Origin of the sequence: Salinicola sp. 4072 (assembly GCF_036663415.1) — a bacterium.
GTDB lineage: Bacteria > Pseudomonadota > Gammaproteobacteria > Pseudomonadales > Halomonadaceae > Salinicola > Salinicola salarius_A.
On sequence record NZ_JAXOVV010000004.1, the window covers coordinates 66462 to 80666 of the forward strand.

The 14205-nt window shown below is 66.5% G+C and carries 12 protein-coding genes; 5 read left to right on the plus strand and 7 right to left on the minus strand.

Annotated features, from left to right (window positions below):
• Positions 1 to 40 precede the first annotated feature (40 nt).
• Positions 41 to 724: a DUF2848 domain-containing protein gene (locus R3F72_RS04920; RefSeq protein WP_332779047.1), complete on the plus strand. Its 684-nt coding sequence runs from the start codon at positions 41 to 43 to the stop codon at positions 722 to 724.
• Positions 721 to 2085 (plus strand): amidase, encoded by a 1365-nt coding sequence (locus tag R3F72_RS04925; RefSeq protein WP_332779048.1) that lies wholly within the window; start codon positions 721 to 723, stop codon positions 2083 to 2085. Before R3F72_RS04920 ends, R3F72_RS04925 begins: the two co-directional genes overlap by 4 nt.
• 37 nt (positions 2086 to 2122) lie before the next feature.
• Here R3F72_RS04925 and R3F72_RS04930 read toward each other — a convergent pair whose 3' ends face one another.
• Positions 2123 to 3457, minus strand: a complete 1335-nt coding sequence (locus tag R3F72_RS04930) for an MFS transporter (RefSeq protein WP_332779049.1) — start codon at positions 3455 to 3457, stop codon at positions 2123 to 2125.
• Between the two features lie 182 nt (positions 3458 to 3639).
• Positions 3640 to 4167 (minus strand): TetR/AcrR family transcriptional regulator, encoded by a 528-nt coding sequence (locus R3F72_RS04935; protein WP_332779050.1) that lies wholly within the window; start codon positions 4165 to 4167, stop codon positions 3640 to 3642.
• Between the two features lie 97 nt (positions 4168 to 4264).
• Between R3F72_RS04935 and R3F72_RS04940 the strand changes: the two genes are divergently transcribed.
• Positions 4265 to 5464, plus strand: a complete 1200-nt coding sequence (locus R3F72_RS04940; RefSeq protein WP_332779051.1) for an MFS transporter — start codon at positions 4265 to 4267, stop codon at positions 5462 to 5464.
• Positions 5465 to 5655: 191 nt separating this feature from the next.
• Positions 5656 to 6672: an SDR family oxidoreductase gene (locus tag R3F72_RS04945; protein ID WP_332779052.1), complete on the plus strand. Its 1017-nt coding sequence runs from the start codon at positions 5656 to 5658 to the stop codon at positions 6670 to 6672.
• Between the two features lie 16 nt (positions 6673 to 6688).
• On the opposite strand, the gene astB is transcribed toward R3F72_RS04945, so the two are convergent.
• From astB to R3F72_RS04970, 5 genes are all read right to left on the minus strand, one after another.
• Positions 6689 to 8053: an N-succinylarginine dihydrolase gene (gene astB / locus R3F72_RS04950; protein ID WP_332779112.1), complete on the minus strand. Its 1365-nt coding sequence runs from the start codon at positions 8051 to 8053 to the stop codon at positions 6689 to 6691.
• 14 nt (positions 8054 to 8067) lie between these two features.
• Positions 8068 to 9537 carry a succinylglutamate-semialdehyde dehydrogenase gene (gene astD / locus R3F72_RS04955; RefSeq protein ID WP_332779053.1) on the minus strand — a complete coding sequence of 490 codons (1470 nt, stop codon included), beginning with the start codon at positions 9535 to 9537 and terminating at the stop codon, positions 8068 to 8070.
• Between the two features lie 187 nt (positions 9538 to 9724).
• On the minus strand, positions 9725 to 10744 hold the full coding sequence (gene astA / locus R3F72_RS04960; protein ID WP_087719071.1) for an arginine N-succinyltransferase: 1020 nt from the start codon (positions 10742 to 10744) through the stop codon (positions 9725 to 9727).
• Complete coding sequence (locus R3F72_RS04965) at positions 10744 to 11868, minus strand: arginine N-succinyltransferase (protein WP_087719072.1); 1125 nt, start codon at positions 11866 to 11868, stop codon at positions 10744 to 10746. The genes astA and R3F72_RS04965 overlap by 1 nt, the downstream gene beginning before the upstream one ends.
• Positions 11865 to 13079, minus strand: coding sequence for an aspartate aminotransferase family protein (locus R3F72_RS04970; RefSeq protein WP_087719073.1), 1215 nt, complete (start codon positions 13077 to 13079; stop codon positions 11865 to 11867). The genes R3F72_RS04965 and R3F72_RS04970 overlap by 4 nt, the downstream gene beginning before the upstream one ends.
• 292 nt (positions 13080 to 13371) lie before the next feature.
• On the opposite strand from R3F72_RS04970, the gene R3F72_RS04975 reads away from it, so the two are divergent.
• Positions 13372 to 14166: an SDR family NAD(P)-dependent oxidoreductase gene (locus tag R3F72_RS04975; protein ID WP_087719074.1), complete on the plus strand. Its 795-nt coding sequence runs from the start codon at positions 13372 to 13374 to the stop codon at positions 14164 to 14166.
• Positions 14167 to 14205 lie beyond the last annotated feature (39 nt).

A 14205-nucleotide genomic window follows, 5' to 3' on the forward strand; every position in this document is an offset into this window, starting at 1 on the left:
GCGCTGTGAACCTCATTTATCGAATCCGGAAACCTATCTCATGCTGACTTTCGAAACGCCTGAAGACACGCTCACCGTCACGCCACAACGCCTGGCGATCGCCGGCTGGGCCGGCCGCGACCAGGCCGGCGTCCAGCACCACATCGAGGAGTTGGCCGAACTCGGCGTCAAGCCGCCGTCGAGCGTGCCGCTGTTCTACCGCGCCAGTGCACAGCTGCTGACCCAGGCCGAGAACGTCGAGATGCTGGGCGGAGAAGGCTCCGGCGAAGCCGAAGTCTGCCTGGTCAGCGATGGCGATGGCCGCCTGTGGGTGACGCTCGCGTCCGATCACACCGATCGCAAGCTGGAAGCCGTCGGCGTGGCCGAATCCAAGCAGCTCTGCGCCAAACCGGTCGCCACCCAGGCATGGCCGCTGAATGAGGTCCGCGATCATTGGGATTCGCTGGAACTGGCAAGCGAGATCGAAGAAAACGGCCAGACCGTCACCTATCAACAAGGCACGCTCGCCGAGCTGCTGGATGTCGATACGCTGCTGGCCAAACTCCCCGACGCGCTCAAGCAGGGGCAGTCGCTGGCACCCAATACGCTGCTGCTGTGCGGCACGGTGCCGGCCATTGGCGGCATTCGGACCAGCCCGCGCTTCTCGATGACGCTCAACGATCCGGTCCTGAATCGTCGTTTGAGCCACAGCTACATCGTCGTCGAGCTCGAGGTCGCGCAATGAGCCAGCTCGGTGCCGCCAGCGCGTTCTGGGCTCGCCCGCCGCATCAGCGCCGCCTGAGTGACTGGCAGACGGCAGTCGATGCTGGCGATTTCACGCCTGCCCAGGCGCTCGATGCGTTGATCGAGCGGGCGCAGTCGCAGGCCGACGTTACCGCCTCTGCGTTCATCGAATTCGATGCCGACAAGCTGCGCGACCGGCTGATGCGAGTCGATCCGGGCGAATCGCTGGGCGGCGCTCCGATCAGCATCAAGGATCTGTTCGATGTCCGTGGCGAGGTGACCAGGGCCGCTTCCCGGGTGCTGGGTGACAGCGCACCGGCCGTGAGGGACGCGCCCTCGGTTGCCCGTCTGCGTCGCGCCGGGGCGCTACTGACCGGACGCACCAACATGAGCGAGTTCGCATTTTCGGGGCTCGGGCTCAACCAGCATTACGGCACGCCGCCCAACCCGTTCGATGCCGAGCGCATCACCGGCGGCTCGACGTCCGGCGGCGCCGCCTCGGTGGCTTTCGGCCTGGCCGCGGCGACGCTGGGCAGCGATACTGGCGGTTCGCTGCGCATCCCCGCCGCATTCTGCGGCCTGACTGGATTCAAGCCGAGTCAGGAAAGTATACCCGGCGAAGGCGCGTACCCGCTGGCGCCGAGCCTGGATTGCGTCGGACCGATCGCGCCCAGCGTCGACTGCTGCGCGCGGCTGTGGTCGATACTCGCCGACCGGCCGATGCCGCCACTGGATGCCTCGCCTCGGCCACTGCGGCTGGCGATCGCCGAAGGCGGTCTGCTGAGCGAACTGGACGATGCGGTCCGTGATGGCTTCGAGGCCGCCGTGGCTGCTCTCGAAGCCAAGGGGTGCCACGTCGAGCGCCTGCCGTTAGCGGCCGTCGACGGCGCGCTGGCGATCAATCAGCAGGGCGGCCTGGTAGTGCCGGAAGCGGCAGCGCTGCATCGCGAACAGCTCGCGCGTGCCGAGGCGGACTACGATCCGCTGATCGCCGAGCGTCTGAACGGCGGTCGGGACATCAGCGCCGCGGACTATCTCCAGCGCCTCTGGCCGAGAGCGGGCTGGCAGCGCCGGTTCGAAGTCGAGATGGCCGGCTTCGACGCGGTACTGCTGCCCACCGTCGCGACGCTGCCGCCCAAGCGGGCCGATCTCGAGAACGACGCCGCCGCGTTCCAACGCGCGAACCGGCTGGCGCTGCGCAACACCAGCGTTTTCAACTATCTCGACGCCGCCTCGATCTCGCTGCCCTACTTTCCTTCAGGCGCGGAACTCCCTATCGGCCTGATGCTGTCTCGCCCCCAGGGCGGCGACGCGGCGCTGCTGCAGCACGCCTGCGTCGTGGAGGCGATGCTGGGAGAGTGAGTCGCCTCGGGGAGTCCCAGGGCTCCCCGCGACGGCATCAGCGCCTGACCGAACGGAGCCAGTCGCCGACGCTGCGGCCGATCCTGTCCATCAACCCCAGCGGCGGCATGGCCGGCATGTAGAAGCGAGGGACCGGAGAGCCCGACATTGCTGACGAAACGGGCTTCCGGCAAGCGCCTGGAGCAACCACGACTTCCTCCTGTCGCTCGTCCCGCTTTTCGTCCGGGCGATATCCGACCAGCATCGTCGCCAGAGCGATCAGCGCAAAGACGATGAAGCAGAAGGCGTACCCCCGGCTGCCGATCAGATAGCCGGCCAGCGGCGAGCCGACGATCTGGCCCACGGCGATCATCAGAAACGGCAGGCCAAGACCGATGGCGGGTCGGTCCGCGTAGAGCCGGATTCCCCACACCAGGTAGACACCGGTGAGCATGATGTAGGCGCAACCGAAAAGTGCGGCCGAGAAGAGCACCGCCGGCAGGCTGAATGGGATCAGCGCAAGCAAACCCAGCGAGAGCGCAAGCGCGGCCAGCGTTGCACGATGAGTGACGTTGAGGCCGAGGCGCTTGACCAAATCCCCTGCCAAACTACCGATCAGCCCGGCGACACCGATCAGGATCCAAACGATATTGGTCATCGCTTGATCGAAGTGGCCCAGCATGACCACGGCTTCGCTCGAGAAGGTCCAGTAGGCGGCGCTGGCGATGCCCGTACCCACTGCGGCCAACATGACCCGCCATGCTGGCACACGCCACAACCCGCGACTTGGCTCTGGATCGGCGGCCGCCGCGGCGGCTTCATCGCTGCCCGATTTCCCGCAGGTGCGCGGCACGCTGATCCACAACAGCAGCGCATTGAGCAGTGCGGCGACGACGAACGCAGCGTAGGCGAGTCGCCACTGCCCCGTGGCGATGAAGGCCACCGGCCCGGAAACGGCAACACCCAGGCTGGTGCCGGCATTGATGACGGTATTGGCACGCCCCTGCCGAGCGGGCGCGATCGACGCCGAGACGGCCTGGGCCATGGGCGGCGATGCCAGCCCGGTGCTCAGCCCCGCGAACAGGATGCCGCCGGCCAGCCAGAGCGCGCTGGTGCTGACGGCGACGATCGTCATGCCACCTGCGGCAACCAGCGCCGCGGCGATCGCCACCCGGCGCGCCCCGAGACGTTCCACCAGCAGCGCGCTTGCCACGATGGCGAGACAGTAGCCGACGTAGGCACCGCTACCGATGATTCCGGCAATGGCCGGACCGAGACCGACATCCTCGCGCATGCTGGGCAGAAAGAGTCCATAGGCAAAGCGAGCCAGTCCGTAGCTCACGCCGGTCAGCAGGGTGCCGGCGAGGACCAGACGCATTTCCGAGCGATTCATGAGGCATTCTCCATTCGAGCATTCACCGTCGAGAGACGGGGAAGCCGGTTTGCCGAGGTCGGCCATGACCGACCAGGTGTAAAACGATCGTTTTCACTACAGGCGTAAAAAATCTGCCGACCCTGGGGGTCAGCTCATTCGTTGAATACGGCCGCAAAGCTGCGTCTAGGTGACCCGCGGCATCAAGGCGCCCGTGCGCTCTCGATCAATCGATGGGCGGCACGCCGCGCACCATCGACGGCCGCGCCGCCGCGATAGGTCGCCGCATGGGTCGCGCCCTCGAACAGCAGCAGAATCGCTTCGGCCAGCTCGTCGTCGCGCCGGCCGATCTCCGCCACCACGATCTCGTCGATTCGCTGCCGCAGTCGCTGCTTGTGTCGCGCCATCGCCTCGGCGATTTCCGGCACGCCGCCGCCGGTTTCACCCCAGGCCCGCAGGAACAGACAGCCCCGCGCGCCCTCCTGGGCGAACCAGGTCTCCAGCGCTTCGAACAGCGCGTCGACGCTGTCCGCGCCGACGAACCGGTGAAAGCGGCGGTCCCGCTCGTTCAGGACGGCGGCCATCAGGCCGTTCTTGCTGCCGACGTGCTTATAGAGCGTGCGGCTGGAGATCCCGGTGGCCTGCGTCAGCCGGTCCATCCCGGTGGCGGTGAAGCCGTACCGGTCGAACAGCTGCTCGGCAGTCGAGATGAGTCGTGTGCGAATATCCATGACACCCAATGTAAAACGATCACTTTACCCATGCAAGCATCGAGACACCGATCAACGATGGTAAGATGCCGGCCCATTCAGCGAAGGATCATTCCCCGTGTCGTCAGCCTCGATCTCTCGTCCCCCGCTACCGGCCTGGCTGTGGCTCGTCGCTTTCGGTCTGGCGGCGATCAACCTGCGTGCGCCGATCGTCGTCATCGGACCGGTACTCGATCCGATCATGTCGACGCTCTCCATCGGCGCGGGAACGGCGAGCCTGTTCACCACCGGGATGATTCTCTGCTTCGGGTTGCTCTCGCCGCTGGCGCCGGGCTTCGCCGATCGCGTCGGCCTCGACCGCGCCATCGCCTGCGCGATCACGCTGATCGCCCTCGGCGGCGTGATGCGCGGCGTCGAGAGTCTGACGGTCATGCTGCTGGGGACATTGTGCGCGGGGCTGGGCATCGCCTTCGGCAACGTGTTCATGCCGAGCCTGGTCAAGCGCGATCGCGGCGACCGCCTGGGCCGCACCATGGGGCTCTACACGGTGATGATGGGCGTCGGCGCCACGATCAGTGCCGGTAGCGCCATTCCGCTGATGAATCTCTCGGGAAGCTGGTCAACACCGATCTGGCTATGGGCGGCGTTCGGTATCGGCTCCGCCATCGTGTGGTGGCGGGTGGCGCTCTCCCTGGCGCCCGAGGAACCCGCCGCCACGCGCCGCCCGCCGATGTCGCGGCTGTTCAGAAGTCCGGTGGCGTGGACGTTGACACTGTTCATGGGCGCCCAGTCGCTCAGCTTCTACACCCTGCAGACCTGGGTGCCGGCGGTGGCGATCCAGGCCGGCGTCCCGGTGGCGACCGCCGGGATCATGCTGTCGCTGATCAACCTCACCAGCATTCCGGGCAGCTACATCGTCGCGCGCTTGGCGTCGCGGCTGACGCATCACAGCCTGCTGGTACTGGGGCTCTGCTCGCTGGTGGCGCTGGCGCTGTTCGGCCTGCTGCTGGCGCCTACGGCCTCTCCGCTGCTGTGGGCGCTGTTGCTGGGCGCCGGCCAGGGCGGCTGTTTCAGCTTCGCGCTGACCATGATCGTGCTGCGCACCCGTCAGCCCCAGCACGCGGCGATGCTGTCGGGCATGTCCCAGAGTATCGGCTACCTGATGGGCGCCAGCGGACCGCTGCTGTTCGGCGCGCTGCATGGGCTGAGCGGTGACTGGCAGCTGTCGCTCGGCTTCCTGATCGTGCTGCTGGCCGGGCAGAGCGTAGCCGGCGTGCTGATCGGCCGGCCCAGGATGGTCAAGCTGGGAGACGACTGACGCCCGGGTTCTCCCTTCCATTGCTCTCGGTAAAGCCGGGTCACACCTTTGCTTTGCAATCCTCAGCCGCCTTCTATGCTGTAGAAAGTTATTTTCCGGAACAGATCCCGAAATAGACCCCGAAACAGGTCCCGGAACGGGCTTCGCTCAGGCACGAGCGCGATGCGTCAAGGGCCGGCAAGGAGTGCGACATGGGTATCAGGCTGAAGCATCTCGAAGATCAGGTCGTCGTGATTACCGGCGCGACCTCCGGCATTGGGCTCTCCACGGCGCGCATGGCCGCCGATCGGGGGGCGCGCCTCGTGGTGTCGGCGCGTAACGAGAATACGCTGATTCGACTGGTGGAGGAGCTACGCCAACGGGGCGCGGATGCGGTTCATGCCGTGGCCGATGTGGGCGATCCCGCTCAGGTACATGGCATTGCCGAGACCGCCTTCAACCATTTCGGCGGCTTCGATACCTGGATCAACAATGCGGGCGCGTCACTTTACGGCTATATGCTCGATGTGCCGCTGGAAGACCATCGCAAGCTGTTCGAAACCAACTTCTGGGGCGTCGTTCACGGCTCGCTGGAGGCGGCGCGTTATCTCTCCACACGCACTGCGGGCCATGGCGGCGCGATCATCAATCTGGGTTCGCTGGTGTCCGATCGCGCGATTCCGATTCAGGGCATGTATTCCGCCTCCAAGCATGCCGTCAAGGGCTTCACCGATGCCCTGCGCGTGGAGCTGGAAGCCTTGGGCGCCCCGGTTTCGGTCACCCTGATCAAACCCGGCAGCATCGCCACGCCCTATGCCGAACATGCCCACAACCTGCTCGAGCAGGAGCCCAGCCTGCCGCCGCCGCTTTACGAGCCGAGCGTCGTCGCCAAGGCGATCCTGCACTGCGCCGTTCATCCCCGACGCGACATTCGTGCCGGGGGCGGCAGCAAGGCGATCGCAATGCTCGACTACTTCGCGCCGCGCCTGACCGATCGCCTCATGGGCGGCATGATGATCGATCAGCAGAAGTCCGGGCGTACGGAGCATCGCCAGTCATTTGCGCTACATGAACCCGGCACCGAGATGCGCGAGCGCGGGAACTACCCGCATCATGTTTCCAAGACCAGCCTCTACACCGAGGCCTCGATGCACCCTGTCATCACCACGACGGTCATCGCGGGGACACTGCTCGGCCTCGCGGCGCTGAGCCGGCGTCGACGGTTCTGACCAGGCAGGCGTCTCGTTACGCGCGTTCTGTCGACTCGCGCTGAAACGGATAGACGTTGCCGATGCCGAGCAGCCGAGTCAGCTCGTCGAGCGCCGTGAGCGTCTCGTCGGCGAGCCGGGGGTCGGCCAGGTCGTCCGGAGTCAGGCTGTCGCGGTAGTGCCGCTCGACCCAGCCCACCAGATCGGCATGGAGCGCGGCGTTCAACAGCACCCGCCCGCTCAGCGCCTGACGCTCGGCCGCGGACAGCACGATCCGCAGACGCAGGCAGGCGGGGCCGCCGCCGTTGCGCATGCTCTGCTTGACGTCCTTGACCATTACCTCGCTGATCGGGTTGTAGCCCGCCAGCAGCAGGTCCTGAATCGTCCGCCAGACGGATTCGTTTTCCTGACACTCCCCCGGTACCACCAGCGTCATGCTGCCATCCGGATTCGACAGCAACTGCGAGTTGAACAGGTAGGTCGACACCGCATCCTCGAGACTGATCGCTTCGCTGGGCACCCGCACCGGGATGAGTGGCGTCGTCATTCGTTCGCGCAGCGCATCCAGCGTCTTCTCTTCGTCGAGAAACGCCATCTCGTGATAGAGCAGCACCGGCCCGTTGCCTACGGCGATTACGTCGTTGTGAAAGACACCGGCGTCGATGGCGTCGGGATGCTGCTGGGCGAAGACGGCCCGGGAATCCTCGAGGCCATGCTGGCGCGCGATCGCCTGGCTCGCTTCCAGCGTCTGACGAGCCGGATAGCGTTTGGGGGCGCGCTCGCCACCGAAGGCCTGACGGCCATAGACGAACAGATGCACACCGGCGTCGCCGTGGTCGCCACAAAGGCGCGTGTGATTGGCGGCACCCTCGTCGGAGAACGCCGGTGTCGCCGGCAGCACGGGATGATGGGCGAAATGGCGTTCGTCGCGAAAGATCGAGGCGAGTACGCGGCCCGTGGTCTCCGGCTCGAGATAGCGATGGAAGCTCGACTGCAGGTTGGCGGGCGTGAAGTGAACGCGGCCGTCGGGCGCATCGAGACTCGGCGTGATGGTGGCGGCGTTGGCGGTCCACATGGAAGATGCCGAACACACCGCCCGCAGGATCTGCGGCGCTTCCCTGGCGGCCCGCGCCAGCACCTGAGTGTTGTCCCCCTGGAAACCGAGCGCCCGCAAGGCGCCCAGGTCCGGGCGCTGCTGTGGCGGCAGCACGCCCTGGGCGTAGCCAGCGTCCATCAGCGACTTCATCTTGGCCAGGCCCTGCAGCGCGGCCTCGCGCGGGTTGGACGCGAGCCCGCCATGGCGCATCGAGGCCACGTTGCCGTGGGCCAGCCCGGCGTAGTTGTGGGTCGGGCCGACCAGGCCGTCGAAGTTGACCTCGCGCACGTCCTGCTCGGCCGTCATGTCCGCTTCGCTGCTCACAAGGTCACCCCCGGCGGCAGCTCCGTGGGCATCGTCAGCGTATCGGCCTCCATGGAGGCGACCGGATAGGCACAGTAGTCCGCCGCGTAATAGGCGCTGGGGCGATGGTTGCCGCTGTCGCCGATGCCGCCGAACGGCGCATCGCTGGAAGCGCCGGTGGTCTGGCGGTTCCAGTTGACGATACCGGCGCGAATCCGCAGCAGGAAGTCGTCCCAGTCGGTCTGGTCGCCGCCGATCAGGCCGGCGGAGAGCCCGTAGCGGGTATCGTTGGCCAGCTCGATCGCCTCGTCCCAGTTCTGGTAGCGATGGACCTTGAGCAGCGGGCCGAAGTGCTCCTCGTCCGGCACCTCGCAGCCGGTGACGTCGACCAGCCCCGGCGAGAGCAGACTGGTGCCGGCCTGCAGCGACTGCATGCGTACCAGCACACGGCCGCCACGGGCCTCGAGATCACGCTGCGCCTCGAGCAGGCCTTCCGCCGCCTGCGGGCTGACCAGCCCGGCATAGAACGGCGCCGGCTCGCTGAAGGGTTCCGCCACGCGCAGCTCGGCCAGGGTCTGCGCCAGTTTCTCGACCAACCGGTCGCCGGATTCACCCGCCGGCACGATCAGGCGACGCGCACAGGTGCAGCGCTGCCCGCCGGAGAGGAACGCCGACTGGACGATGGTCAGCACCGCCGCGTCGAGATCGCGCACGTCCTTCACAACCAGTGGGTTGTTGCCGCCCAGCTCCAGCGCCAGGATCTTGCCGACCTGGCCGCCGAACTGGCGGTGCAACAGCCCGCCGACCTTGGCGCTGCCGGTGAACAGCAGGCCGTCGATATCGGCGTTGCCCGCCAGCGCCTGCCCCACTTCCGCCGCGCCCTGGACCAGGTTGATCACGCCGGCAGGCAGGCCCGCCCGCTCCCAGCACTGCAGGGTCAAATCGGCGGTCATCGGCGTCTGTTCGCTGGGCTTGAACACCACGCAGTTGCCCGCCAGCAGCGCCGGCACGATGTGGCCGTTGGGCAGATGGCCCGGAAAGTTGTAGGGGCCGAAGACCGCGAGCACGCCATGCGGGCGATGGCGCAGCACGGCGCGCGTGCCACCGGCATCCCGGGCGCGCTCGCCGGTCCGTTCGTGATAGGCGGTCAGCGAGATCGCCACCTTGCCGATCATCGCGCCCACTTCGGTGCGCGCTTCCCAGATCGGCTTGCCGGTCTCGTGCGCGATGCTGCGGGCCAACGGCTCGCGGTGGTTCTCCAGCTCATCGCGGAAACGCTCGACGATCGCCTGGCGTTCGGCAAAGGGACGGCGCGCCCAACCAGGAAACGCACGCCGCGCTGCCGAGATTGCGTCATCGACCTGCTCGGGTGAAGCCGCCGCGGCCTGCCACAGCGAGTCGCCCGACACGGGATCGCGCTTGTCGAAACGCGCGGCCGCGCCGTCGATCCAGCGGCCGTCGATCAGCAGTTGAAGCTTTGCGTGCATATGTCGCTCCTGATGATTGGTTGGTAAGCCGCGAGCCGCGAGCCGCGAGCCGCGAGCCGCGAGCCGCGAGCCGCGAGCCGCGAGCCGCGAGCCGCGAGCCGCGAAATTCAGGATTCGATCACGCTGAAAGCTCGCAATCCCTTTCTCGAAGCTCGAAGCTCGAAGCTCGAAGCTCGAAGCTCGAAGCTCAGGTTTCCAGCACCCGCAACCGGTCACCGCTGGTCACGTCCAGGCGCTCGGCTTCGGCGGTAGTGAGCGTGATCACGTCATCCTCGCTGGGGCCGCGGCCGATCCAGCTGCAGCGGAAGTCGTTCATGCCGGTGGTGGCCGCCATCCAGCCGGGGCGCTCGGACTGTGCCAACCGCTCGCCGCCGACTTCCACCGTGACGCAGCGCGAATGCCGAATGGCGCGCACGTCATCGATGTAGGCTTCCACCGTGGGGCCGCCGTCGAAGATGTCGATGTAGCCTTCCCAGCGCAGCCCTTCCTTCTTGAGCATTTCCAGCGCGGGCCGGGTGTGCTCGTGGACCTGGCCGATGCAGTCCTGCGCCGCCTGCGGCAGAAACGGCACGTAGATCGGGTACTTCGGCATCAGCTCGCCGATGAAGCTCTTCTGCCCCAGCCCGGTGAGCTGGTCGGCCTGCTTGAACTCCATCGGAAAGAAGTGGCTGCCGAGGCTGTTCCAGAATGGGCTGACGCCGTCCGGGCTGAAGACGCCGCGCATTTCCGCCAGTACCTTGGCCGGGAAACACTCGCGGAACTCCGCCATGAACAGCCAGCGCGCCTTGGAGAGCAGCGTGCCGTTGCGGTCTCGCCGGTAGGCCGGACGCAGGAATAGCGAGGCGACTTCGGCGTCGCCGGTGTGATCCGAACTCAGAAACAGCGTGTCGATGGTGCGATGCAGGTCGAGCTGGACCGATGAGTGGGCCAGCTTGCCGACACGATAGTGGTAGAACGGCGTCTCCCGGCCGACCTCGGCCTCGATCGCGCAGCAGCCCGCCAGCTCGCCGGTCTGCTCATCCTCGAGCACGAAGAAATAGAGCCGCTCCGGCTCGGGGACGCGGCCTTCGAACGCCGCTACCGCGTTGTCGATCTTGGCGGTCAGGAACTCGCGGCTGTTGGGCAGCGAGGTGAAACCGACGCCGGTTTCCTGGGCCAGGGCCTGCAATTCGTCGATATCGTGATGCCCAATGGGTCGCAGGCGCATTACAGTTCTCCCTCGTCCAGCGCGTCTTCGACGTTGGGCAGCGCCAGCGGCGCGACCAGCACGGCACGCCCCTCCTCGACGCCCAGCAATGCCGCCTGCTCTTCCGACAGCAGCAGTTGGCCGGTCGGGGTGAGCGCGTAACGCGCGACGGTGCAGCGAAAATCCGCCAGCTGTTGATTGGCCACCATGGCCGGCTCGGCATCCGGCAGCGAGGCCGCCGGACGGATCCGCACCGGGTGCCAGCCGCAGTGGGTCAGCGTGTGCAGCCGCTGCCGCTCCCCTCTCACCACCGGGCCGGCGTCGAAGATATCGACATGGCGCGAACGCACGAAGCCTTCGGCCAGCATCTCCTGCAGCGCCTGCTCGTGGGCCGGATGCTCACGCCCGATCGCCGCGCGGGCCTGCGGCGTCAGCAACGGCAGATAGAGCGGGAACTGCGGCATCACCTCGGCGATGAAGCTCTTCGAGCGCACGCCTGCCAGCAGGTTGATCTCGTGGTAGCTCTGCTCGAAGAAGTGGCGGCCGACACTGTCCCAGAACGGCGAGCCGCCCGCCTCGTCGAGATAGCCCGGGAAGGCGACGCCCAGCGTCTCGGCGAAGCGCTCGGGATACTGGGCGATGAACATCAGCCGGGCGCGGCGCAGCAGCGTCGCCGCACTGGTGCCGCGGTAGCGCGAATCCAGCGACAACGCGCACAGCAGCGAGACTTCCGACATCTCGTGGGAAAGCGAGAGCGTCTGCACTTCATGGCGCAGGTTGAGCTGCTGCGAGGCGTGGATCAGGGTTTCCTGGCGGTAGGTGTAATAGGCGTCCTGCGCGCCGGCCTGAGCCCGGATGCTCGCCGTGCCGATGATTTCCCCCAGGTTTCGATCCTCGAGCACGAAGGTGTAGAGCTCGTCGCCGGGGAAGTCGACATTGCGCGCCAGCGCCCGGGAGGAGCGGGCGATCCGCTCCTCCAGCCGGTCGCGGTGCGCGGGCAGGTTGGTCAGCTTGGGCGTGGAGCCGCCGGCCAGCCGCTCGATCGCGGCCAGATCGCCGGACTGCGCCGGGCGAAACAGCAGGTGTCCGACGCTTCTCGCCGTCGAATCCGCTACGGCACCTGAGACGACATCGGCATCGATCATGATTGGCCGACGAGCTGCTCGATGGCCAGTTCCAGCCGCGCCATGCCTTCCTGGAGATCCGCTTCCGGGATCACCAGCGACGGCGCCATGCGCAGCACGTTGGGGCCGGCAACCAGAATCATCAGCCCCTGTTCGATAGCCAGCGGCAGGATGTCCCGCGCGCGGCCCTCGAAGTCGTCGCTCATCTCGGCGCCGATCAGCAGGCCCATGCCGCGGATCTCCTTGAACACGCCGTACTTGCGATTGATGACCTCGAGATGCTCGCGGAAGAGCTCGTGACGACGCTCGACGCCTGCCAGCACTTCCGGCGTATCGATGGTGGTCAGCGCGGCCAGACCCACGGCGCAGGCCAGCGCGTTACCGCCGTAGGTGGAACCGTGCGTTCCCACCGCCAGCGACGGCGCGACACGGTCGGTGGTCAGCATCGCGCCGATCGGGAAGCCACCGCCCAGCGCCTTGGCGGAAGTCAGGATGTCCGGGGTCACGTCGTAATGCATGTAGGCGTAGAGCTTGCCGCTGCGACCGACGCCGGACTGCACTTCGTCGAGGACCAGCAGGGCCTGGTGCTGATCGCACAGCTCGCGCAGGCCGCGCATGAACTCGGGCGTTGCCGGCGTCACGCCACCTTCGCCCTGGATCGGCTCGACCACGATGGCGCAGGTATCGTCGTCGATCAGCGCACGCACGCTGTCGAGATTGTTGAACTCCGCATGCACGATGCCGCCGGGAATGGGGCCGAACCCTTCGGAGTACTTGGGCTGACCGCCGACACTGACGGTGAACAGCGTACGGCCGTGGAACGCCTGCTTGAACGAGATGATCTTGTGCTTCTTCTCGCCGAAGTTGTCGAACGCCCAGCGCCGTGCCAGCTTGAATGCGGCCTCGTTGGCCTCGCCGCCGGAAGAGCAGAAGTACGCCTTGTCGGCGAAGGTCCGCTCGACCATCTGCTTGGCCAGTGCCAGAGCCGGCTCGTTGGTGTAGACATTGGAGAGATGCCAAAGCTTGTTGGCCTGCTCCGTCAGCGCGCCGACCAGCGCCGGATGGCAGTGTCCCAGCGCGTTGACCGCGATACCGCCAGCGAAATCGATGTACTCCTTGCCCGCCTGATCCCACAGGCGGCTCCCCTCGCCGCGCACCGGAATCGCCTGCTGGGGCGAATAGTTGGGGGTCATGTAGCGGTCGAAATCGTCACGTGTCGGGCTCGCGGCCATGTCTTTCTCCCTGGTGGTTAGGGTTGTATCTAATGAGTATAAGGAGGCAGCAGCCCCGCGGCTTTCAGCGATGGGACGACGAATTGCGAAATGCGCCCTGTCGCCGAACGTCCTGCCATCGAAAGCGGCCATGGCCGGCAGATGCCGGGCCAAAACCTGTCGCACGGGTTGTGTTCGCGACGACTGCCCCGATGTTCGAGTTTACCCCTGCGACTTTCGTCGGGGCCATCCTCGCGACCGTCACTTTGCGAGACCGACGAAACGCTGGCCAAACAGGAAAAGGAGAGACCTGATGAAAATCGATCTGACGGGCAAGACGGCCATCGTCACCGGCTCCACCGCCGGTATCGGGCTGGCCATCGCCAAGGGCCTGGCCAACGCCGGGGCGGCAGTAACGGTGACCGGACGGACGCAGGCGCGCGTCGACGACGCGATCCGTACGCTCGAGCAGGAGATACCGGGAGCCGTGATCGACGGCGTGGCCGCCGATCTGGGCACGGCCGAGGGCTGCCAGACACTGATCGGCCGGAAGCCCGACTGCGACATTCTGATCAACAACGTGGGCATCTTCGGCCCCAAGGACTTCTTCGAGATCCCTGATGAAGAGTGGCAGCAGTTCTTCGACGTCAACGTGATGAGCGCCGTGCGGCTGTCGCGCCACTACGCCCAGGGAATGAAGCAGCGCGACTGGGGCCGTATCCAGTTCCTCTCCAGCGAATCCGCGCTCAACATCCCGGCGGAAATGGTCCACTACGGCATGACCAAGAGCGCCGTGCAGTCGATCTCGCGGGGGCTGGCCAAGGTGCTTGCGGGCACCCAGGTCACAGTCAACGCGGTGCTTCCCGGGCCGACCAAGTCCGAAGGCGTGGGCAAGATGATCGCCGACATCGCCAAACAGCAAGGCATCAGCGAAGCCGAGGCGGAAGCCAACTTCGTCAAGGAGAACCGGCCGTCGTCGATCATCCAGCGCGTGGCCGAGGTCGAGGAAGTCGCCAATCTCAGTGTCTACCTCGCCTCGCCCCAGGCCAGCGCCACCACCGGTGCAGCGATGCGGGTCGAAGGCGGCATCGTCGACACGATGGCCTGAAGCCGCGAGCTACGAGCTACGAGCCGCGAAGAACAGCGT